The 20,708-nt window shown below is 65.2% G+C and carries 19 protein-coding genes; 13 read left to right on the top strand and 6 right to left on the bottom strand.

Annotated features, from left to right (window positions below):
• Positions 1-266: 266 nt before the first annotated feature.
• A complete protein-coding gene (locus AC0L3X_RS01165; protein ID WP_063983821.1) occupies positions 267-1,037 on the bottom strand; it encodes an enoyl-CoA hydratase in 771 nt (256 codons plus the stop codon).
• Positions 1,038-1,190: 153 nt separating this feature from the next.
• On the opposite strand from AC0L3X_RS01165, the gene AC0L3X_RS01160 reads away from it, so the two are divergent.
• Positions 1,191-1,721: a PaaI family thioesterase gene (locus AC0L3X_RS01160; protein ID WP_063983820.1), complete on the top strand. Its 531-nt coding sequence runs from the start codon at positions 1,191-1,193 to the stop codon at positions 1,719-1,721.
• Positions 1,722-1,790: 69 nt separating this feature from the next.
• Positions 1,791-2,411 (top strand): TetR/AcrR family transcriptional regulator, encoded by a 621-nt coding sequence (locus AC0L3X_RS01155; protein WP_063983819.1) that lies wholly within the window; start codon positions 1,791-1,793, stop codon positions 2,409-2,411.
• Positions 2,412-2,506: 95 nt separating this feature from the next.
• On the opposite strand, the gene AC0L3X_RS01150 is transcribed toward AC0L3X_RS01155, so the two are convergent.
• Positions 2,507-3,427: a LysR family transcriptional regulator gene (locus tag AC0L3X_RS01150; protein ID WP_283018669.1), complete on the bottom strand. Its 921-nt coding sequence runs from the start codon at positions 3,425-3,427 to the stop codon at positions 2,507-2,509.
• A 101-nt stretch (positions 3,428-3,528) separates the two neighbouring features.
• On the opposite strand from AC0L3X_RS01150, the gene AC0L3X_RS01145 reads away from it, so the two are divergent.
• The 8 genes from AC0L3X_RS01145 to AC0L3X_RS01110 all read left to right on the top strand — a co-directional run bounded on the left by AC0L3X_RS01145 (position 3,529) and on the right by AC0L3X_RS01110 (position 12,737).
• Positions 3,529-5,025: a CoA-acylating methylmalonate-semialdehyde dehydrogenase gene (locus AC0L3X_RS01145; RefSeq protein WP_063983817.1), complete on the top strand. Its 1,497-nt coding sequence runs from the start codon at positions 3,529-3,531 to the stop codon at positions 5,023-5,025.
• 23 nt (positions 5,026-5,048) lie between these two features.
• The gene (locus tag AC0L3X_RS01140) at positions 5,049-6,194 is read left to right on the top strand and encodes an isobutyryl-CoA dehydrogenase (protein ID WP_063983816.1); all 1,146 of its coding nucleotides are present in this window, start codon (positions 5,049-5,051) and stop codon (positions 6,192-6,194) included.
• Positions 6,191-7,258 (top strand): enoyl-CoA hydratase/isomerase family protein, encoded by a 1,068-nt coding sequence (locus AC0L3X_RS01135; RefSeq protein WP_063983815.1) that lies wholly within the window; start codon positions 6,191-6,193, stop codon positions 7,256-7,258. Before AC0L3X_RS01140 ends, AC0L3X_RS01135 begins: the two co-directional genes overlap by 4 nt.
• A gap of 24 nt (positions 7,259-7,282) precedes the next feature.
• Positions 7,283-8,179, top strand: a complete 897-nt coding sequence (gene mmsB / locus AC0L3X_RS01130) for a 3-hydroxyisobutyrate dehydrogenase (protein WP_256376502.1) — start codon at positions 7,283-7,285, stop codon at positions 8,177-8,179.
• On the top strand, positions 8,179-9,894 hold the full coding sequence (locus AC0L3X_RS01125) for an AMP-binding protein (RefSeq protein ID WP_063983813.1): 1,716 nt from the start codon (positions 8,179-8,181) through the stop codon (positions 9,892-9,894). Before mmsB ends, AC0L3X_RS01125 begins: the two co-directional genes overlap by 1 nt.
• On the top strand, positions 9,895-10,374 hold the full coding sequence (locus tag AC0L3X_RS01120) for a MaoC family dehydratase (RefSeq protein ID WP_063983812.1): 480 nt from the start codon (positions 9,895-9,897) through the stop codon (positions 10,372-10,374).
• A gap of 228 nt (positions 10,375-10,602) precedes the next feature.
• Positions 10,603-11,520, top strand: coding sequence for an SDR family NAD(P)-dependent oxidoreductase (locus tag AC0L3X_RS01115; RefSeq protein ID WP_063983811.1), 918 nt, complete (start codon positions 10,603-10,605; stop codon positions 11,518-11,520).
• Entirely contained in the window at positions 11,517-12,737 is a 1,221-nt protein-coding gene (locus AC0L3X_RS01110) for a BaiN/RdsA family NAD(P)/FAD-dependent oxidoreductase (RefSeq protein ID WP_084795379.1), read from the top strand. Before AC0L3X_RS01115 ends, AC0L3X_RS01110 begins: the two co-directional genes overlap by 4 nt.
• Here the strand turns inward: AC0L3X_RS01110 and AC0L3X_RS01105 are convergent, their stop codons facing one another.
• Complete coding sequence (locus AC0L3X_RS01105) at positions 12,738-13,955, bottom strand: MFS transporter (RefSeq protein WP_063983809.1); 1,218 nt, start codon at positions 13,953-13,955, stop codon at positions 12,738-12,740.
• 93 nt (positions 13,956-14,048) lie between these two features.
• On the opposite strand from AC0L3X_RS01105, the gene AC0L3X_RS01100 reads away from it, so the two are divergent.
• The gene (locus AC0L3X_RS01100; protein WP_063983808.1) at positions 14,049-14,951 is read left to right on the top strand and encodes a LysR family transcriptional regulator; all 903 of its coding nucleotides are present in this window, start codon (positions 14,049-14,051) and stop codon (positions 14,949-14,951) included.
• Here AC0L3X_RS01100 and AC0L3X_RS01095 read toward each other — a convergent pair.
• Genes AC0L3X_RS01095 through AC0L3X_RS01085 form a run of 3 tightly spaced genes read right to left on the bottom strand, consistent with a single transcriptional unit; the run spans position 14,948 to position 18,348 of the window.
• Entirely contained in the window at positions 14,948-16,027 is a 1,080-nt protein-coding gene (locus tag AC0L3X_RS01095) for a D-TA family PLP-dependent enzyme (protein ID WP_063983807.1), read from the bottom strand. The two genes, AC0L3X_RS01100 and AC0L3X_RS01095, sit on opposite strands and share 4 nt — an antisense overlap.
• A gap of 3 nt (positions 16,028-16,030) precedes the next feature.
• Entirely contained in the window at positions 16,031-17,842 is a 1,812-nt protein-coding gene (locus AC0L3X_RS01090) for an ABC-F family ATP-binding cassette domain-containing protein (RefSeq protein ID WP_063983806.1), read from the bottom strand.
• 2 nt (positions 17,843-17,844) lie between these two features.
• Positions 17,845-18,348, bottom strand: coding sequence for a YaiI/YqxD family protein (locus AC0L3X_RS01085; RefSeq protein ID WP_283018670.1), 504 nt, complete (start codon positions 18,346-18,348; stop codon positions 17,845-17,847).
• Between the two features lie 107 nt (positions 18,349-18,455).
• Here AC0L3X_RS01085 and AC0L3X_RS01080 point away from each other — a divergent pair, with 107 nt between their 5' ends.
• Together AC0L3X_RS01080 and AC0L3X_RS01075 are read left to right on the top strand one after the other, a co-directional pair.
• On the top strand, positions 18,456-19,256 hold the full coding sequence (locus AC0L3X_RS01080) for a hotdog family protein (RefSeq protein ID WP_063983804.1): 801 nt from the start codon (positions 18,456-18,458) through the stop codon (positions 19,254-19,256).
• Positions 19,257-19,274: 18 nt separating this feature from the next.
• Positions 19,275-20,699, top strand: a complete 1,425-nt coding sequence (locus tag AC0L3X_RS01075) for a DUF5107 domain-containing protein (RefSeq protein ID WP_283018671.1) — start codon at positions 19,275-19,277, stop codon at positions 20,697-20,699.
• Positions 20,700-20,708: the final 9 nt, after the last annotated feature.

Below are 20,708 nucleotides of genomic sequence, written 5' to 3'. Positions count from 1 at the left end.
GATCATCATATGATGCGGCGCAAAAAATGCAACCGCAGCCGGCATGAGAAATTGTCGTGGTTCGGATGAGATTTGGTCGTTCGATTGGAGGGGGTGACGTGACTGTCGCGGACTTTGGCGTGGCGGTCGCTCCGCACGGCACTGTCATCGCCCGACTTGATCGGGCGATCTAGTATTCCAGAGGCGGTGGTGATCGAACCGATGAGCCGCGGCGTACTGGATGCCCCGGTCAAGCCGGGGCATGACACCGTCAGTGTGGAGGCAGCCTACCGCTTCCTGTTTACGAAAGCCTGCATCAGCCGCGTCGGCTCGTCCGACAGGAACGACTCGCCGAACACCTTGACGCTGAGATTTACCGACTCCGTCAGCGGCAGTTCCTCCCATTGCCGCAGCAGCGCCTTTTGCGAGCGCAGCGCCTCGGGGCCGCATTCGAGCAGCGCCTTCACGACGTGTTCGACCTCGGCATCCAATCCACCCTCCGGCGCGACCTTGTCCACCAGTCCCCAGGCCAGCGCCGTCGGCGCGTCGATGTTCTCCGCCGTCATCACCAGCCAGCGGGCGCGGGCCCAGCCGATCAGGCGCGGAAGCAGGGCGGCGTGGATCACCGAGGGGATGCCGACGCGGACCTCCGGCATGCCGAAATGCGCATCGTGTGCAGCGATTCTGAAATCGCAGGCGGCGGCGACTTCGAGGCCACCGCCGAGGCACCAGCCCGGCATCCGCGCGATCACGGGGGCCGGGAATTGGCGCACGGCCTCGCAGAGATCGCCCAGGCGGCTGATGAAGGCTTCGGCCGACTTCTGGTCGAGCTTGGCCATCTCCTTGATGTCGGCTCCGCCGATCATGCTCTTCTCGCTCTGGCCGCGCAGCACCACGACGCGGATGCTGCGGTCAGTCGCGAGGGTCTGCAGGCCTTCGCGCACGGCATCGGTGACGGGCGAGCCCAGAATGTTGAGCGGGCCGGCGTTGCAGATCGCGACATGGACGACGCCGCGCGCATCGCGCGTCACGCCGCAGTGATTGTTGAGCATTTCCATCGGAGCATCTCGGAGTTTCGTGGACATGCGCGAGGCGCGCGGGTCGGGATCACTTCGGTGCCGAAACGCCCTGCTTGTCAAGCGGGTGGGGGACGGAGTTGCCATGGCGAAGTTCGTGACATAGTATGACATACATCATACAAAGAGGCCGCCATGACCTGTAACGATCAACTCGACCTGTTTTCGCCCGCGCAGCGGCGTGAGCGCGTGGTGGACTGGCAGGTGCCTGCGCCGGTTGCAAAAGTAGCGATGGGGCTTTCAGGCATGGACGCGATGCTGGGAATCCGCGACGGCCGGTTGCCGCCGCCGCCCTTCGCAAAATTGATCGGTTTCACCATGGCCGTGGTCGAGCCGGGCCGGATCGTGATGGAACTTGAGCCGCGCGAGGATCTCGAAAATACCATTGGCCTCCTGCACGGCGCGACCGCCGCGGCGCTGATTGATACCGCCATGGGCTGCGCGATCTCGACGCGGCTGGAGGCCGGGCAGTCGTCAGTGACGCTCGACCTGAAAATGACGTTCCTGCGCCCGCTGTCGGTCCGTTCCGGGCTGATCTCGGCCGAAGGCAAGATCATCAAGCTGGGACGCCAGACCAGCTACACCGAGGGCTTTGTCCGCGACGGCAAGGGTGCGCTCGCAGTCCATGCAACTGCAACCTTTTCCATGATCGGCGCGACAACTTAACATGAATTAATGCACCGCCTGGTCCATTTCTGTGTTATGAGATGATCTCCGACATTCAATGAGACCCGCATGCGCTATTCCCGGGAACACAAGCAGGAAACCCACGACCGAATCGTGAAGAAGGCCTCCGTGCGGCTGCGCGAAAAGGGCGCTCACGGCATCGGCGTCGCCGACCTCATGAAGGAGGCGGGCCTGACCCATGGCGGCTTCTACGCGCATTTCGACTCGCGCGAGGCGCTGGTGATCGAGGCCTTTGCCTACGCCATGGACCGCTCGATGGAGCACTGGCGCAAGCAGTCCGATCAGGTCGCGCCCGAAAAGCAACTGACCCAGATCGTCGAGACCTATCTTTCGGCGCTGCATCGGGACAATCCCGGCCACGGCTGCTCGATTCCCGCGCTCGGCGCCGAGATCGCCCGCGAGAGCCCGAAGACGCGCAAGGCCTTTGCCGGAAAGCTCGACGAGATGGTCGAGATGATGACCGATTTCATCCCCAACCTGCCGCGCAAGGCCGCGCGCAAGCAGGCCATCGCGACATTGGCTACGATGGCCGGCACCATGCTGCTGGCGCGCATCGCAGGATCCAGCGAACTGTCGGACGAGGTGCTGAAGGCCGGCAAGGACAGCGCGCTCGATGGCGCGAAGCGCGAGCCGAAGGTGACGGCGGCGAAGAAGGCGAAGCAGAGCTGAGATGCGGTAGGGTGGGCAAAGGCGCTCTTGCGCCGTGCCCACCATCTGTCCACGCCTGCAACAGATATGGTGGGCACGCTTTCGCTTTGCCCACCCTAGGAGACCGTCGTTACCCCCGCAAACAACGCCCGCTCGCGCTCCACGATCTCGCCGATGTAGTCGGCCACCGCGCGGATCCGCGCCAGATCCTTGCCGTCCGCGTGCATCAGCATCCAGAACGTCCGCGTGATCGATATCTCCTCCGGCAGAACCGCCACCAGCTGCGGGTAGTCGCTCGCCATGAAGTGTGGCAGCACGGCGATGCCGAAGCCCGCGAGTGTGGAATTGAGCTGCGCGATCAGATTGGCGCTACGGAAGCGCGCCGAAATCCGCGGCGATACCTGCGGGAGGTAGTCGAGTTCGGGCGTGAACAGCAGCTCCTCGATGTAGCCGACGAAGCGATGCTGCGGCAGATCCTGCCGCGAGGTGATCTTCGGGAAACGGTCGAGATAGGCCGGCGCCGCATAAAGCCCGAGCCGGTAGTCCAGGAGCTTGCGGCCGACGATGCGGCCTTCCTTCGGCATGGTCAGGCTGATCGCGATATCCGCTTCGCGCTTGGAGAGACTGAACAGCCGCGCGGTGGCCACAAGTTGCAGATCGAGGTCGGGATAGCGGTCGGCGAATGGCGCCAGCCGCGGCGCCAGGAAGGCGGTGCCGAAGCCGTCGGGCGCGCCGATCCGCACCGTTCCGGTCAGCCGTGCCACCGAGCCGCCGACCTGCTCCTGGTTGGCGACGATGGTCGATTCCATGGCTTCCGCGCTGTCGGCGACGCGCTGGCCGGCCTCGGTGAGGAGATAGCCGGTCTTGCGCCGGTCAAACAGCTTTGCCGAGAGGTGTCTCTCCAGCCGGTCGACGCGGCGGATCACGGTGGCGTGGTCGACCCCGAGCTGTTTAGCCGCAGCCGAAACCGAGCCGCCCCGCACGATGGCCAGCACGAAGCGGAAGTCGTCCCAGTCGATGCTACCTTGATCCAGCATTTTCGCACATCTATGGTGCATTATCTCAGACTTGAATCCTATAAAATGCAGGTCGATAGGATTTGTCAAAGCGTTCACGCTCGACCTCAGGAGATCATTCCATGCGTTCAATCGGACATTTCATCGGTGGCAAGGAGGTCAAGGGCACCTCGGGCCGCACTGCCGACGTTTTCGAGCCGATGACCGGCGACGTCCAGGCCAAGGTGGCGCTGGCGTCCAAGGCCGAGGTCCGCGCCGCGGTCGAGAACGCCCGTGCCGCCCAGCCGGAATGGGCCGCGACCAACCCGCAGCGCCGGGCCCGCGTCATGATGAAATTCGTCGAGCTGGTGCAGCGCGACTACGACAAGCTCGCCGAGCTGCTCGCGCGTGAGCATGGCAAGACCGTGCCGGATGCCAAGGGCGACATTCAGCGCGGCCTCGAAGTCGCGGAGTTCGCCTGCGGCATCCCGCATCTGATGAAGGGCGAATATACCGAAGGCGCCGGCCCCGGGATCGACATCTATTCCATGCGCCAGCCGCTCGGCGTCGTTGCGGGCATTACGCCGTTCAACTTCCCGGCGATGATCCCGATGTGGAAGTTTGCCCCTGCCATCGCCTGCGGCAACGCCTTCATCCTGAAGCCGTCCGAGCGCGACCCCGGCGTGCCGATGATGCTCGCCGAGCTGATGATCGAGGCGGGCCTGCCGGCTGGCATCCTCAACGTCGTCAACGGCGACAAGGAAGCTGTCGACGCCATCCTCGACGATCCCGATATCAAGGCCATCGGCTTCGTCGGCTCCACGCCGATCGCGCAATACATCTATGAGCGCGCAGCCCAGACCGGCAAGCGCTGCCAGTGTTTCGGCGGGGCCAAGAACCACGCCATCATCATGCCCGACGCTGACATGGACCAGGCGGTCGACGCGCTGATCGGTGCAGGCTACGGCTCGGCCGGCGAGCGTTGCATGGCCGTGTCGGTCGCGGTCCCCGTCGGCAAGTCCACCGCCGACCGGCTGATGGAAAAGCTGATCCCGCGCGTCGAGTCGCTCAAGATCGGTACCTCGATCGATCCGTCGGCGGACTACGGTCCGCTGGTGACGCGCGAGGCGGTCGAGAAGGTCAAGAGCTACATCGACATCGGCATCAAGGAAGGCGCGACGCTCGCCGTCGACGGCCGCGGCTTCAAGATGCAGGGCTACGAGAAGGGCTTCTATCTCGGCGGTTCGCTGTTCGACAACGTCACCAAGGACATGCGGATCTACAAGGAAGAAATCTTTGGGCCCGTGCTCTCGGTCGTGCGCGCGCACGACTACAAGGAAGCGCTGGCGTTGCCGTCGGATCATGACTACGGCAACGGCGTCGCCATCTTCACCCGCGACGGCGACGCCGCGCGCGACTTCGCGGCCAAGGTCAATGTCGGCATGGTCGGCGTCAACGTGCCGATCCCGGTGCCGATCGCCTACTACACCTTCGGCGGCTGGAAGAAGTCGGGCTTCGGCGATCTCAACCAGCACGGCCCGGACTCGGTGCGCTTCTACACCAAGACCAAGACGGTGACCTCGCGCTGGCCGTCCGGCGTCAAGGAAGGTGCGGAGTTCTCGATCCCGCTGATGAAGTAACCCTCTCAAGAGCGAGGCCGGGGATGCAGTTCGCTCTGAACGAGGATCAGGTCGCGGTTCGCGACATGGCGTTGGCGTTTGCGGCCGAGAAGATCGCGCCGCACGCGCTGCGCTGGGACGAGGAAAAGCATTTCCCCGTCGACGTGATGCGTGAGGCGGCGACCCTCGGCATGGGCGGCATCTACATCCGCGAGGATGTCGGCGGTTCCGCCATGACGCGGTTCGACGCGGCGCTGATCTTCGAGGCGCTGGCAACGGGCTGTCCGACCACCTCGGCCTTCATCTCCATCCACAACATGGCGTCCTGGATGATCGATGCCTTCGGCAGCGACACCCAGCGCCACAAATGGTTGCCGAAACTCTGCTCGATGGAGCTGATCGCGAGCTACTGCCTGACCGAGCCGGGCGCCGGCTCCGATGCGGCAGCGCTGCGCACCCGTGCCGTGCGTGACGGCGATCATTACGTCCTCAACGGCCAGAAGCAGTTCATCTCCGGCGCCGGCGGCACGGATCTTCTTGTCGCCATGGTCCGAACCGGCGGTGACGGTGCCGGCGGCGTCTCGACCCTCGTGATCGACGGCAACACGCCCGGCGTCTCCTACGGCGCCAATGAGCGCAAAATGGGCTGGAATGCGCAGCCGACCCGCGCCGTGATGTTCGAGAACGCGCGCGTGCCGGTCGCCAACCGCCTCGGCGAGGAGGGCATCGGCTTCAAGATCGCGATGGCCGGCCTCGACGGCGGCCGCCTCAACATCACCGCATGCTCGCTCGGCGGCGCGCAGACCGCGCTCGACAAGGCGCGCACCTACATGAAGGAGCGCAAGGCTTTTGGAAAACGTCTCGACGAATTCCAGGCATTGCAATTCCGTCTCGCCGACATGGCGATCGAGCTCGAGGCCGCGCGCACCTTCCTGTGGCGCGCAGCGGCGGCGCTCGACCGCAAGGACCCCGATGCCACCATGCTCTGCGCCATGGCAAAGCGCTTCGGCACCGACGTCGGCTTCGAGGTCGCCAACCAGGCGCTCCAGCTCCATGGCGGCTACGGCTATCTCAGCGAATACGGTATCGAGAAGATCGTGCGCGATCTGCGCGTGCACCAGATCCTCGAAGGCACCAATGAAATCATGCGGCTCATCGTGGCGCGCAAATTGATCGAGGGCGCGCGATGAGTTCAGTGGAGGAGGGCGATCTGGTCGCCCGCGTCGAGGGCGCAGCCGGGGTGATCCGGCTCAACCGCCCCAAGGCCATCAATGCCGTGACGCTGGAGATGTTTCGGGACATCGAGACCGCGCTTGACCGCTTCGAGACTGATCCGGCCGTCGCCGTGATCCTGCTGGAGGGGGCCGGCGAGCGCGGCCTCTGTGCCGGCGGCGACATCCGCACGCTCTGGGAAAGCTCGAAGGTCAATGGTGACCTCGGCAAGATCCTGTGGCGTGAGGAGTACATCCTCAACGCCCGGATCAAGAAGTTTCCGAAACCGTATGTCGCGTTCATGGACGGCATCGTGATGGGCGGTGGCGTCGGGCTCTCCGCCCATGCCAGCCACCGCGTCGTCACCGACCGCACCAGGCTCGCGATGCCCGAGGTCGGGCTCGGCTTCTTCCCCGATGTCGGCGGCACCTTTCTGTTGTCGCGCTCGCCGGGCGAGATCGGCACGTATTTCGGCCTGACCGGCCAGACCATGAACGGGCCCGATGCAATCCATGCGAAGTTCGCCGATGCTGTCGTGCCGGCGGTGAAATTGCCGGAACTGCGCGAGGCTCTGACAAGGACTCGTTCCGGGGCGACCGCAGCCGACGTGAGCAAGCTCATCAACGGTTTTGCGACCGGGGAGACCGCGGGGCCGGTCGCCGCGAAAGAGCCTGTTATCGACGCGTTGTTCGGCTTCGACCGCATGGAGGACATCGTCGCTGCGCTCAAGCGCGACGGGTCGGAGTTCGCGCAGTCGACGCTGAAGACGCTCAACGAAAAATCGCCGCGCGGCATGGTGGTGACGTTGAAGCTGCTGCGGCTCGCGCGCACCGCATCGAGCCTGGAAGAGTGCCTGGTGCGCGAATATCGCGCTGCGCTGGAGGTCTTCCGCAGCGACGATTTCCGCGAAGGCGTGCGCGCGGCCGTGATCGACAAGGACCGCAATCCGACCTGGTCGCCGCCGCGCATCGAGGACGTGACGCCGGCGATGATTGCGCCGTATTTCGCCGAGATCGGCGCCGACGAACTGAAGTTCAACTAATCAACGAAACGTCTAGCGGAGGATATCGATATGGCCACGATCGCATTCATCGGTCTCGGCAACATGGGCGGCCCGATGGCGGCCAATCTGGTCAAGGCCGGCCACAAGGTGGTGGCGTTCGATCTCGCGGAGGCCTCGCGCAACCAGGCCAAGGCCGATGGCGCCGCCATCGCTGAGAGCGCGTCGGGTGCGGTGAAGGGCGCCGATGTCGTCGTCACCATGCTGCCGGCTGGCAAGCACGTGCTCGGCGTCTGGAGCGAGGTTGTTCCCGCCATGGCCAAGGGCGCCCTGATCATCGACAGCTCCACCATCGACGTCGAGAGCGCGCGTCAGGCGCATGCGCTGGCGGCCAAGCATGGCGTGCTCTCGGTCGATGCGCCGGTGTCCGGCGGTACGGGTGGTGCCAAGGGCGCGACGCTCACCTTCATGTGCGGCGGCGAGGAGAGCGCGTTTGCGGCGGCAAAGCCCGTGCTGGAGAAGATGGGCAAGAAGATCGTGCATTGCGGCGGTGCCGGCGCCGGGCAGGCGGCAAAGATCTGCAACAACATGATCCTCGGCATTTCCATGATCGCGGTGAGCGAGGCCTTTGCGCTCGGTGAGAAGCTCGGGCTCTCGCATCAGGCGCTGTTCGACGTCGCTTCGACCTCGTCGGGCCAGTGCTGGTCGCTGACGACCTATTGCCCGGTGCCGGGGCCGGTGCCGACCTCGCCCGCCAACAACGATTACAAGCCGGGCTTTGCCTCGGCGCTGATGGTGAAGGATCTGACGCTGGCGCAGGACGCCGCCAAGGCCGCGGGAGCGGCCACGCCGCTCGGCAAGCATGCGCAGGAGATCTATCAGTCCTTCGATGCCGCCGGGCAGGGCGGGGTGGATTTTTCCGGAATTATCAAGCACGTTAGGGGGCTAGCCGGGAAAGCCTAATGACGACATTTCAGGACGCGCGCGCGTTTCTGCTTAAACACCGCACGGATTACGAGACAGCGGTCAAAGACTTCCGCTGGCCCGATCCGGTTCCCTTCAATTGGGCGCTCGACTGGTTCGACGAGCTCGCGAAGGATGCGGACGCCAAGGACCGGCCCGCGCTCTGGATCGTCGATGCCGCACAGGACAAGCAAACCAAGCTGTCTTTCGCGGCGCTCTCGCAGCGCTCCAACCAGGTCGCCAACTTCCTGCGCGCGCAGGGTCTGAAGCGCGGCGACCACCTGCTGCTGCTGCTCGGCAATGTGGTGCCGTTGTGGGAGACGATGCTGGCGGCGATGAAGCTCGGCGTCGTCGTGATTCCCGCCACCACGCTGCTCACCGCGGACGAACTGCGCGACCGGCTCGATCGCGGCAAGGCGAAGGCGGTGGTCGCGGCGCAAGACCAGGTCACGAAATTCGCAAGTCTCGGTGCTGAGAATATCGTCCGCATCGTCGTCGGTGCGGCCTCCGATGGCTGGCTTGCCTATGACGAGGCAGCGAAGGCTTCGCAGAGCTTTACGGCTGACGGTCCGACCAATGCCGACGACCCGATGCTGCTCTATTTCACCTCGGGCACCACGGCGAAACCAAAGCTGGTGCTGCACAGCCAGCGCAGTTATCCCGTCGGCCATCTCTCGACCATGTACTGGATCGGGCTGAAGCCGGGCGACGTCCACCTCAACATCTCATCGCCCGGCTGGGCCAAGCACGCCTGGAGCTGCTTCTTCGCGCCGTGGAATGCGGGTGCGACCGTGTTCGTGGTCAACCAGCCGCGCTTCGATGCCAAGGGTCTGCTTGCCACCATCGGCCGCTGCGGCGTCACCACGCTGTGCGCGCCGCCGACGGTGTGGCGGCTGTTCATCCAGGAGAACCTTGCGGCGTTCAAGGTGAGCTTGCGCGAGGTCTGCGGCGCGGGCGAGCCGCTCAATCCGGAAGTGATCGACCAGGTGCAGGCCGCCTGGGGCCTCACCATCCGCGACGGCTACGGCCAGACCGAGACCACCGCGCTGGCCGGCAACTCGCCGGGCCAAAAGATCAAGGTCGGCTCGATGGGCCGGCCGCTGCCGGGCTATCGCGTGCAGGTCAGTGACGCCGACGGCCATCCGGCGAAGGAGGGCGAGGTGGCGCTGGTGCTCGGGGCTGACCGTCCGGCCGGCCTGATGCAGGGCTATCAGGGCGACGACGGCAAGCTCTCGGGCGCGGAAGGCGCACTCTACCGCAGCGGTGACGTCGTGTTCGCAGACGAGGATGGCTATCTCACCTTCGTTGGCCGTTCCGACGACGTGTTCAAATCCTCCGATTATCGCATCAGCCCGTTCGAGCTCGAGAGCGTGCTGCTCGAGCATGAGCTCGTCGCGGAAGCCGCGGTGGTACCGAGCCCGGACCCGATCCGGCTCGCGATCCCCAAGGCCTTTGTGCTGCTGACATCAGGTGCGGAGCGCTCGCCCGAGACCGCGCTCTCGATCTTCAGGCATCTGCACACGCGCCTTGCGCCGTTCAAGCGCATCCGCCGCCTTGAAATCGTCACCGAGCTGCCGAAGACGATCTCGGGCAAGATCCGCCGCGTGCAGCTCAGACGGCTGGAACGCGACGACGACCGCAACGATCCCCTGCGCGGTCGCGAATTCCGGGAAGAGGATTTTCCGGAGCTGCCGAAAACACGGAGTGAGACCTAAGTGAACGAAGTCTGGAAGAAGCCGCCGATTTCCCTCGAAGCCTATCAGGCCATGGTCGGCAAGGAGATCGGCGTGTCGTCGTGGCATCTGGTCGATCAGCCACGCATCGACACCTATGCCGACGTGATCGAGGATCACCAGTTCATCCATGTCGATCCGGAGCGCGCGAAGAAGGAGACCGCCTTCGGCACCACCATCGCCCACGGCTTCCTGACGATGTCGCTGCTGTCGATCATGTCCTACGAGGTGATGCCGGTCATCGCCGGCACCACGATGGGCGTCAATTACGGCTTCGACAAGCTGCGCTTCATCTCGCCGGTGCGCTCGGGCAAGCGCGTCCGCGGCCGTTTCGTGCTAGCGGAAGCCAAGCTGCGCAAGCCCAACGAGTTGCAGTCCCGCACCAACGTCACGGTGGAGATCGAAGGCGAGGACAGGCCGGCGCTGGTCGCCGACTGGCTCGGGTTGATCTATTTCGCGTAGGCCCAAGCCGCCATGGCCGGGCTTGACCCCGCCATCCATCACTGCTCAAAAGCTGACAAATTTTCGCGGGTCTGACCCTCTCCCCTTGTGGGAGAGGGTGCCTCGCGGAACGCGAGGCGGGTGAGGGGTCTCTCTCCGCGAGCGCATCTGTCGAGAGAGACCCCTCATCCGGCGCTTCGCGCCACCTTCTCCCACAAGGGGAGAAGGAAGAAGAGGCAGGAACTGCACATGGCAATCAGGTTCGACGGACGTGTCGCCATCGTCACCGGCGCGGGTAATGGCCTCGGACGCGCGCATGCGCTGGGGCTGGCCAGCCGCGGCGCGAAGGTCGTCGTCAACGATTTCGGCGGCGCGCGTGACGGGAGCGGCGGCTCGTTGTCGCCGGCCGAAGCCGTCGTCGAGGAGATCCGTAAAGCCGGCGGCACCGCGATGGCCGACGGCGCCGACGTCTCGAATTTCGAGCAAGTCACGGCGATGGTCGAGCGCGCCACCAAGGAGTGGGGCAGCGTCGACCTGATGTGCGCCAATGCCGGCATCCTGCGCGACAAGTCGTTCGGCAAGATGGAGGCCGCCGATTTCCAGAAGGTGCTCGACGTGCATCTCGTCGGCACCTTCTATTGCTGCAAGGCGGCCTGGGCCGGCATGCGCGACCGCAATTACGGCCGCATCGTGCTGACGACCTCGTCCTCCGGCCTCTACGGCAATTTCGGCCAGGCCAATTACGGCGCGGCCAAGTCCGGCATGGTCGGCCTGATGAACGTGCTGGCCGAGGAAGGCCGCAAGACCGACATCCGCGTCAACATCATCTCGCCGACCGCGGCGACCCGCATGACGGAAGAGCTGCTGCCGCCACAGGCGCTGCAACTGATGAAGCCGAACGCGATCACGCCCGCTGTCGAATACATGCTGAGCGAGGACGCACCGACCCGCACCATCATGGGCGCCGGTGCCGGCTCCTTCGCCGTGATCAAGATTGTGGAGAGCGAAGGCATCAACCTGCCGGAATCCGACTGGACGCCGGATGCGGTCGCCGCGCATTTCGCCGAGATCAGCGACATGTCGAAGGCCAAGGCGCTGCAGGGCGCGTTCGAGCAGACGCAGAAATACGTGGCGCAGGCCGCGGCACGGGCGGGGATCAAGCTCTGACTGACATCGTCGTCATCGGCGCCGGTCCCGCCGGGCTGATGGCGGCGGAGGTGCTGGCGCAGGGCGGCGCCCGCGTCAGTGTCTACGACGCCATGCCGTCCGCGGGCCGCAAATTCCTGATGGCCGGTCGGGGCGGGCTCAATCTCACCCACAGCGAGCCGCTGCCGGAGTTCATGGCACGCTACCGCGAGGCAGCACCAAGGCTGCGAGCGGCAATCGAGGCGTTTTCCCCTGAGGCGCTACGGGGCTGGAGCGAAGCACTGGGCGAGCCGACCTTTGTCGGCACTAGCGGCCGTGTGTTTCCGAAGGCATTCAAGGCCTCGCCGTTGTTGCGCGCCTGGCTGCGGCGGCTCGATGCCGCGGGGGTACGCTTTGCCTTTCGTCATCGCTGGATCGGCTGGGACGGTGAGGGGCGGTTGCTATTTCGCACCAACGATGGGCAAAGGCCGATCGAAGCCAAAGCCACTGTGCTGGCGCTCGGCGGCGCAAGCTGGCCGCGGCTGGGCTCCGACGGCGGCTGGGCCGATATCCTTGCGTCCAAAGGCGTTGCGATCTCGAAGCTGCGGCCGGCTAATTCCGGCTTCACCGTCGCATGGTCCGACGTGTTCCACGACCGCTTTGAGGGCCAGCCGCTCAAGGGCGTGGCGCTGACGATCGGGGCGCATACAGTCCGCGGCGAAGCCATGATCACGCGCAGCGGCATCGAAGGTGGCGCCATCTACACGTTGTCGGCCGAGCTGCGCGAGGCGGTGCTGGGTCTCGGGCAGGCGACGCTGACGATCGCATTGCGGCCCGAGCTCGACGTCGCCGCGCTGACCACGCGCCTGTCGGGCACGCGCGGCAAGCAATCGCTGGCGAACTTCCTGCGCAAGGCGGCGCAGCTGTCGCCGGTCGGCATCGGCCTGATGCAGGAGGCCGCCATCGCATCCGGCCGGCCGCTGGCGACGTTCTCGCCGGCGGAGCTTGCGAAGCTGATCAACGCTATTCCGGTTCAGCTCACCGGCGTTGCCCCGATCGAGCGCGCCATCTCGACCGCGGGCGGGGTGACCTTCGACGAGCTCGACGAACGCCTGATGCTGCGCGAGCTGCCCGGCGTGTTCGCCGCCGGCGAGATGCTGGACTGGGAGGCGCCGACCGGCGGCTATCTGTTGCAGGCGTCGTTTGCGACGGGGGCGGCGGCCGGAAGGGGCGTGTTGCGATGGCTCGCGTCGTCCTGATCACGACGTGCCGGTCCTGGTCAGAAGATCGGTGAGAAGACCTAGCACACCAAAGCTCGCCGCGACCACGCAGACAGCGGTCCAGCCGCCAAAACTCCAGGCCAGCGAGGCCGCTGCGGAGCCGACGCCGCCGCCGATGAAGAACAGCGCAACGAACAGGCCGTTGATGCGGCCGCGCGCCTCGGGGTGCAGCAGATTGACGGCGCGGCGGCCGAGCGTCTGGTCGGCGGTGATGCCGACGTCGAGCAGGATCGTGCCGAGACTCAATACCAGCAGAGCCGCCATGCGGGACTCCATCGCACCGGCCACGGCGCAGAGCGCGAGCGAGCCGATGATGAGCAGATGCGCCACAAGAAACAGCGGGCGCGCCCAGCCCTTATCGCCCCAGCGGCCAGCGAGCGGTGTCGCCGCGGCGCCTGCGACGCCGATCAGCGCGAAGGCCGCGATGCCCTTGGAGTCGAGGCCGAATGGAGCCTCCGGCAGGCGCAGCGCGACCGCCGACCAGAAGGCGGTGAAGGAGGCCATAACCAGCGATGCGGTCCAGGCCCGCACGCGCAGCACAGGTTCTTCCCGCAGCAGCTTTGGGAACGAACGGAGCAATTCGCCGTAGCCGACGCGGGCTGCCGGTCGCAGCGTCGGCAGATAACGGCCGAGCGCACCCGCGAGGAACGTCATTAGGATGGCTGAGGCGAGATAATAGGCACGCCAGCTCCAGAGATCTGCGATCAGGCTCGCTGCCGGCCGCGACAGCAGGATGCCGATCATCAATCCGCTCATGACCTCACCGATGGCCTGGCCGCGACGCTCGGGCGCCACCATCGAAGCCACGAGCGGAACCATCATCTGGATCGCGGCGCAGGAGGCGCCGAGAATGAACGTGGCGAGCAATAGCAGCGACGGCGTCGGCGCCAGCGCCGTTGCCAGCGCCGCGAAGATCGCGCAGCCGAGCGTGCGCAGGATCAGGCGCCGGTTCTCGATGAGATCGACCAGCGGCACCAGCAACAACAGGCCGAGCGCATAGCCGAGCAGCGTTAGCGTGCTGACGAGGCCAGCCTGCCAGGCGGTCATGACCAGCGACCGGCCGATCAGTCCAACGAGGATCTGCGGCGCGAACAAATTGGTGACGACGACGCCGGTGGTGATGGCGCCGAGCCAGATCAGGGATCGCTCGGCAAGTTGCTTCGGGGATGCGAGCTTGGTGGTTTCGGAGATGGTCATGGGACCTCGCGGGCAGGGTACGGGGTCCCCTTTAAGCGGGGTGACTAATATGCTACAATTCAATTAAGCCTATAAAGAATATGCGAGTTCGTTATGAATACCCATGACCTTGTCGCCTTCGTCGCTGTGGTCGAGACCGGATCAATCGTTGCCGCCTCGACGCGCCTCAATCTCACGCAGCCTGGCGTAACCCGGCGCATCCAAAATCTCGAGGAGATGCTGGGCGCGCAGTTGTTGGACCGCCTGTCGAAACCGTTGAAGCCCACGGCCGCAGGTCGTGAGGCCTATGAGCAGGGCCGGCGCCTTCTTCGGATGCTGGACGACCTCAAGTCAGGCGTCGCCAATGACGGCGTTGTACGCGGCGAGTTCAGGCTCGGCCTCACGCCGTTTCTCTCCGAGTCCGGACTCAGCGCGCCGCTCGACGCGGTGCGTGCCGAATTTCCGGCACTGAGCGTGCGCGTCGTCTCGGGCTGGTCGCCCAACCAAGTCGAGCGGGTCAGCCGCAACGAGCTGGATGCCGCCGCGATCTGCCTGCCTGACGGGGCAACGCCGCCTGCCGATCTCGTCGCCGACGATCTCGGGTCGCAGCCGGTGGTGTTCGTCGTCGCGCGCGACATGAAGATTCCGCGCACCGTCGACCTGGAGCGCCTGTCGCAGCTCTCGTGGGTGATCAACCAGGACGGTTGCGGATTTCGCGACACACTCAAGCGTCGCTTCGATGCAGAGCATTTACCGTTCACCGTCGCTGTGGAGGCGCTGGACAGCGAGCTTCGGCTGTCGCTGGTGTCACGCGGTCTGGGCGTCGGCCTGGTCACGCCGATCGGGCTGAAGCGCAGCGCATTTCGCGACAAGCTCAAGCCGGTCGCTGCGCGGGAGTTCAATCCCGCCGTGCGCGCATGGCTGGTACATCGCCCGCCGGCCGGGCGACTGACTCGCCCGATCAACCTGTTCCGCGACGGACTGGATCGGGAGCTGCAAGCTCTAATTCGCGCCTAGCGCAGCTTCCCGCGCGCCGCCACCGGCAGCGTGCCGATGATCTCCTCGCCGCGCACCATCACGACCTCGTCCATCATGTTGACGACGACGCAGACGTGATTGGGCACGATCCGCACGACGTCGCCGACATTGGGGCGCGTGTTGCTGCGTGAGAGGTCGAGGAAGCCGTGTTCTTCCGCGAAGCGCGCAATTTTGGCCTCGGGGTGCTCCAGGATCAGGCCGTGGCCGTCGAGGCCGCCGGTGTCCGTCGTCAGCGTCTTGGAGCCGGCGTCCAGAATGCCGCGCTCGGGCGCGGCGCGGCTGACGACCGTCGAATAGATGTGCAGCGCGCAATCGTCCCAGGTGGCGGAGCCGGCGGCGACCTGCATGCGGTCATTGTAGATGTAGGTGCCGAAGCGATGCTCGGTGCCGCCCTTGAGCTTGCCGAGATTCTTCAGGTTCGGCGTGCCGCCGGTCGAGACGATCTTGGCGTCCAATCCGTGCGCGCGCACGCCGGCCAGCGCCTCGTCGAAGAATTTCTGCGCGTCGGCCCAACCGGTCTCGGTCGGGTACAGCATGAAGCCGGCGAATTCGAGCCCCTTGGACCCGGCGATCTCGCGGGCCAGCGCAATCGCCTCAGCCGGGGTCTCGACGCCCGCGCGCTTGCGCCCCGTATCGCATTCGACCACGACCGAGAGCGGACGACCCGAGGCTGCGGCTGCCTTGGGCAGGCCGGCGACGACCGTCGAGTTATCGGCAGCGACCGTCATGTTCGCCTTCGCCTGCAGCGCGCCGAGGCGCGCCATCTTCTCTTCGCCGAGCAGATTGTAGCTGATCAGGATGTCGTCGATGCCGGCATTGGCCATGATCTCGGCCTCGCCGAGCTTCTGGCAGGTGATGCCCTTCGCGCCGGCCGCAACCTGCAGCTTGGCGATCGTCGGGTTCTTGTGCGTCTTGATGTGCGGCCGGTTGGCGACACCCGCATCGTCGCAGGCCTTCTGGATCCGTGCGATGTTGCGCTCGACCCGGTCCATGTCGATGACGGCGCAGGGCGTGCCATATTCACGGGCGATTTTGGCGGCGAGGGGAGTGGTCATGAGTTAAGCCTGTTCAATCTCTTCGCGGAGCATTTCCAGTTCGAGCCAGCGCTCTTCGGCGGCGGACAATTCGTCGTGCGCCTTGGCGATGGAGGCGGAGGTGTCGTCGAATTTCTTGCGGTCTTTGGTGTAGAGATTGGGATCATCAAGGAAGCGCTGCAGCTTGGCAATGTCGGCGTGCAGGGTCTCGATCTTCTTCGGCAGCGTTTCCAGCGCGTGCTTCTCGTTGAAGCTCAACCGACGTTTTGCCGTGGCGGGCGGAGCAGCCAGCCGCTCCTCTTTCTTCTCCGCGGGGGCTTGCGCCTTCGTCGTCTCGCGCTTGAGATCGGCACCGCGCTGCGCCAGCATGTCGCTGTAGCCGCCGGCATATTCGGTCCACTTGCCGTTGCCTTCGGGTGCGATCACGGACGTGACGACGCGGTCGAGGAAGTCGCGGTCGTGGCTGATCAGGATCACGGTGCCCTCGTAGTCGCCGAGCATGTCCTCGAGCACGTCGAGCGTCTCGAGGTCGAGATCGTTGGTCGGTTCGTCCAGCACCAGCAGGTTCGAGGGCTTTGCCAGCGCGCGCGCCAGCATCAGCCTGCCGCGCTCACCGCCCGAGAGCACCTCGACAGGCGTGCCGCGCTGCTCCTGGGCGAACAGGAAGTCCTTCATGTAGCCGACCACATGCTTCGGTTTGCCGCCGACCATGATCTGGTCGCCGCGGCCGCCGGTTAGCGCCTCGGCCAGCGTCGACTTGGGATCGAGGCTTTCGCGGTGCTGATCGAGCGTGGCCGTCTCAAGATTGGCGCCGAGCCGCAAGATGCCGGAATCAGGCTCCGCGCCGCCGGTCAGCAGGTTGACCAGCGTGGTCTTGCCGGCGCCGTTCGGTCCGACGATGCCGAGCCGGTCGCCGCGCTGGATGCGGGTGGAAAAATTGTCGACGATCACGCGGTCGCCGAAGGCCTTGGTGATGCCCTTGGCCTCGATCACCAGCTTGCCGGATTGCTCCGCTTCGGACGCAGCGAGACTGGCGGTGCCGGCCGTGCCGCGATAGTTGCGGCGCTGGTCGCGCAGTGCATGCAGATTGCCGAGCCGCTTGACGTTGCGCTTGCGGCGGCCGGAGACGCCGTGGCGCAGCCAGTGCTCCTCGTCGACGATCTTGCGGTCGAGCTTGTGTTGGTCGCGCTCTTCCTCGGCGAGCACCTCGTCGCGCCAGCTCTCGAACGAGGCGAAGCCACGATCGATCTGCTTGATCTTGCCGCGGTCGAGCCATGCGGTCGAGCGCGAGAGATTGGTGAGGAAACGGCGGTCATGGCTGATGATCACCAGCGCGCCGCGGCGGCTGTCGAGCTCCTTTTCCAGCCATTCGATGGTGGAGAGGTCCAGATGGTTGGTCGGCTCGTCCAGCAGCAATATGTCGGGCGAGGGCGCCAGCACGCGTGCCAGCGCGGCACGGCGGGCCTCGCCGCCGGAGACGTTGGCCGGGTTCTCGTTGCCGGTAAGCCCGAGCTGCTCCACGAGGTAGCGTGCCTGGTACGGGTCGTCGCCGGGCGCGAGGCCCGCCTCGACATAGGCGAGCGTGGTCTTGTGGTCGCCGAAGTCAGGCTCCTGCGGCAGATAGCGAACGGTGGCGCCCGGCTGCACGAAGCGCGTGCCGCCGTCGGGCTCGACGAGGCCGGCTGCGATCTTCAGCAGCGTCGACTTGCCGGAGCCGTTGCGGCCGATCAAGCAGACGCGCTCGCTCGGCGCGACGTTGAGCTCGACGCCGCTCAGCAGCGGCGTGCCGCCAAAGGTGAGCTTGATGTCTTTGAGTTGGATCAGGGGCGGCGCCATGACTAGCCTTGATTCAAATTCTGGCTCGTCGCGGCCTGGTCGGCACGGCGGCGCTGGATCCGGCGCAGCGTCTGGTCGAGCGCGGAGAGGAACGCGGAGCGGTCGCGCGGCGCGAACGAGCGTGGGCCGCCGGTGACCTCGCCGGCCGAACGCAGATCCGTCATCAGATTGCGCACCGCCAGCGTCATTCCGATCGACTCTTCCGTGAACGGCTTGCCGTTCGGTGCGATCACGTCGGCGCCCGCTTTCACGCAACGGCTCGCCAGCGGAATGTCCGATGTCACGACGACGTCGCCCGGCTTGGCCCGCTCCGCGATCCGGTCGTCGGCGGCATCCATGCCGGCGCCGGCCGCGATCCGCTCGATCATCGGGTCTTGCGGAACGCGGATGAAGTTGCCGGCGACCACGCTCACGGGCACTCCGTGCCGGAGCGCGACGCGGTAGATCTCGTCCTTCACCGGGCAGGCGTCGGCGTCGACATAGATGCGGGTGGGGGTATCAGTCATTCGCCGCGTGGTACCCCATTCGGGCCGCAAAGGCGAGGGGATTGACCGGTGTTCCCGGGGGCCTACGATCAACCCTGAAACAACAAGAATTCAGGGAAAGGCCCGCCATGCCGAACCGGCTCGAAACCTACCGCGTCGAGGCCTACAACACCGCCAAACAGTCCGAAAACAAGATGCATGACGACACGGTGGCGCGCCGCTTCGGCTTTTCCGGCGGGCTGGTCCCCGGCGTCGATGTCTTCGCCTACATGATGCACGTGCCGGTGGCGCGCTGGGGTCGCGATTTCCTGTCGCGCGGGCTGGTCGAGGCCCGCTTCATCAAGCCGGTCTATGACGGCGAGACCGCCGATGTCGATGCGACCGAGCACAACGGCCTGCTCACGATCGAGGTGTTCAGCCGCACCGAACTCTGTGCCACGGGCACGGCCTCCCTGCCGGTGGCCGCGCCTGTGGTGTCGCTGAACGACTATGTGGCGGTGCCGGTCGTAGCCGAACGCAAGCCGGTCAGCCCAGCGACTTTCGAGACCGGCAAGTGGCTCGGCACGATGCCGCGCCGCTGGGCCGGGCAGGACGCGACCGATTATCTCGCCGACGTCAGGGAAACCGATCCGATTTTTGCGCGCGAGGGGCTCGGCCATCCCGGCTTGATCCAGCGCGTGATGAATCGCGTCCTCGTCGACAACACGATTTTGGGCCCGTGGATCCATGTCGGCAGCCGCATGCAGCTGCTGTCGGCCGCGCGCGCCGGCGACGAGATCACCGCGCGGGCAAAAGTCATCGCGAATTACGAGAAGAAGGGCCACCGCTTCGTCGAGCTCGACGCGCTGGTCGTCGCCAACGGCACGACGCCGCTGGCGCACTGCCAGCATACTGCGATCTACCAGCCGCGCGAGCAGGCGGCGGCCTGAAAGCCAGTTGAGGTCTCCTTGCGCGCCCTCGTTTGTTTTGGAATAGCACTCCTTTTGTCACTCCAGGCGCTTTGCGTCGTGCATGCCGCCGGACCGGTGTCCGATAGTGTGTCGCTCAGCGAGCAGACGACGACGTGGAGCACCGTCAAATTCGCCGTCGATGCGGAGAATGGCTTTGTCAGCGGGTCGCTCGACAAGAGCGTGATCGTCGAACGCAGTTTCAAGTCCTACGTGCTTGAGAATCGATATCTGAGGGTAACGCTCGTGCCCGAATTCGGAGGGCGTATTCTTTCCATGGTCTACAAGCCGACCGGCCACGAGCAGCTCTATCGAACTGAAGTCGGAGTGCCCTACGGCATGAAGGCCGGAAATTTCTACTACGACTGGCTGATGGTGTACGGCGGAATCTTTTCAACGTTCCCGGATGCCGAGCACGGCAAGACGTGGCTGAAGCCGTGGGCTTTCCGGGTGGTGAAGCAGGGCGCCGACGAAGTCACGGTCGTGATGTCGTTCCGGGATGACTTCGACTATTCCGCGCGGCCGAGCAAGTTCAGGGGCGCGACCGGCATCGAGGCGAGCTACTATGTCACGCTGAAGGCCGATCGTGCCGCACTCGATGCGCGCGTGGTGCTGAAGAATCCGAACGACGAGGCTGTCCAATACGAATACTGGACGTGCACGACGCTCGCTCCGGGATCGGAGCCGAAAAATCCCAAGGCAACGGGCGGCGCCGAAATCATCGCGCCGATCCGAACTTTCACGACGCCTGCCTGGTCGGCCAATCTGGCCGACGGCGACGAGAGCGCGGATATGGGCAGGCGGCGCTTCGGAAACCTGCGCTACTTCAAGAACTGGCCAACGATGGGCATCGCCTATGCTGCACCAGATATGCAGGGCGGGAATTTCTGGGGCGTCATCAACCATGACAATGCAGAAGGAATTATTCGCATTGCGGACAATACCCTCACGCGGGGCCTGAAAATGTGGACGTGGGGGTTTCCGTCGTTCACCGGCGAAACCGATGCCCGGAAGGATCCGAACGAGTGGCGGCCGTATGTCGAATTATGGGCGGGCGTGTCAGACCAGTTCTTCCACAGCTCAGATTTTCCCGCACGCAGTGAGGTGTCGATTCCGGAAACCTACAGCCCGACCGTCGGCATGAGCAACGTGACGCATGCGAACGAGAAAATCCTGATCAATTTCTCGGCCGAGGCGTCTCGCGCTGTTCTCGAGTTCTTCAGCGTCGAACCGGCCATCCCGTTGCTTGTCACGTTGAAACAGGGTGACACGGCTCTGTTCAGCGGGGTCGTGAGCGCCGATCCGAACAACGGAAATCGCATTTCGGCAGCGATTGCCGACGGCCGCAGCGGGGAAAAGATACGGCTAACGATCACGACCACGGAGGGAAAGGAGTTGATCGCCGCCGAAACAGCGATCAAGTGATCTCTTTCG

It is taken from the genome of Bradyrhizobium sp. MI1.7, assembly GCF_055811795.1.
This window is presented reverse-complemented; position numbering and strand designations above follow the sequence as displayed.

What these genes read in the sequence shown, in the direction of transcription:
- AC0L3X_RS01125 (WP_063983813.1), top strand. Translation starts at nt 8,179, where the DNA reads ATGACGACATTTCAGGACGCGCGCGCGTTTCTGCTTAAACACCGCACG.
- AC0L3X_RS01155 (WP_063983819.1), top strand. Translation starts at nt 1,791, where the DNA reads ATGCGCTATTCCCGGGAACACAAGCAGGAAACCCACGACCGAATCGTG.
- AC0L3X_RS01100 (WP_063983808.1), top strand. Translation starts at nt 14,049, where the DNA reads ATGAATACCCATGACCTTGTCGCCTTCGTCGCTGTGGTCGAGACCGGA.
- AC0L3X_RS01105 (WP_063983809.1), bottom strand. Translation starts at nt 13,955, where the DNA reads ATGACCATCTCCGAAACCACCAAGCTCGCATCCCCGAAGCAACTTGCC.
- AC0L3X_RS01080 (WP_063983804.1), top strand. Translation starts at nt 18,456, where the DNA reads ATGCCGAACCGGCTCGAAACCTACCGCGTCGAGGCCTACAACACCGCC.
- AC0L3X_RS01135 (WP_063983815.1), top strand. Translation starts at nt 6,191, where the DNA reads ATGAGTTCAGTGGAGGAGGGCGATCTGGTCGCCCGCGTCGAGGGCGCA.
- AC0L3X_RS01140 (WP_063983816.1), top strand. Translation starts at nt 5,049, where the DNA reads ATGCAGTTCGCTCTGAACGAGGATCAGGTCGCGGTTCGCGACATGGCG.
- AC0L3X_RS01145 (WP_063983817.1), top strand. Translation starts at nt 3,529, where the DNA reads ATGCGTTCAATCGGACATTTCATCGGTGGCAAGGAGGTCAAGGGCACC.
- AC0L3X_RS01085 (WP_283018670.1), bottom strand. Translation starts at nt 18,348, where the DNA reads ATGACTGATACCCCCACCCGCATCTATGTCGACGCCGACGCCTGCCCG.
- AC0L3X_RS01115 (WP_063983811.1), top strand. Translation starts at nt 10,603, where the DNA reads ATGGCAATCAGGTTCGACGGACGTGTCGCCATCGTCACCGGCGCGGGT.
- AC0L3X_RS01160 (WP_063983820.1), top strand. Translation starts at nt 1,191, where the DNA reads ATGACCTGTAACGATCAACTCGACCTGTTTTCGCCCGCGCAGCGGCGT.
- AC0L3X_RS01090 (WP_063983806.1), bottom strand. Translation starts at nt 17,842, where the DNA reads ATGGCGCCGCCCCTGATCCAACTCAAAGACATCAAGCTCACCTTTGGC.
- AC0L3X_RS01150 (WP_283018669.1), bottom strand. Translation starts at nt 3,427, where the DNA reads ATGCTGGATCAAGGTAGCATCGACTGGGACGACTTCCGCTTCGTGCTG.
- AC0L3X_RS01095 (WP_063983807.1), bottom strand. Translation starts at nt 16,027, where the DNA reads ATGACCACTCCCCTCGCCGCCAAAATCGCCCGTGAATATGGCACGCCC.
- AC0L3X_RS01165 (WP_063983821.1), bottom strand. Translation starts at nt 1,037, where the DNA reads ATGGAAATGCTCAACAATCACTGCGGCGTGACGCGCGATGCGCGCGGC.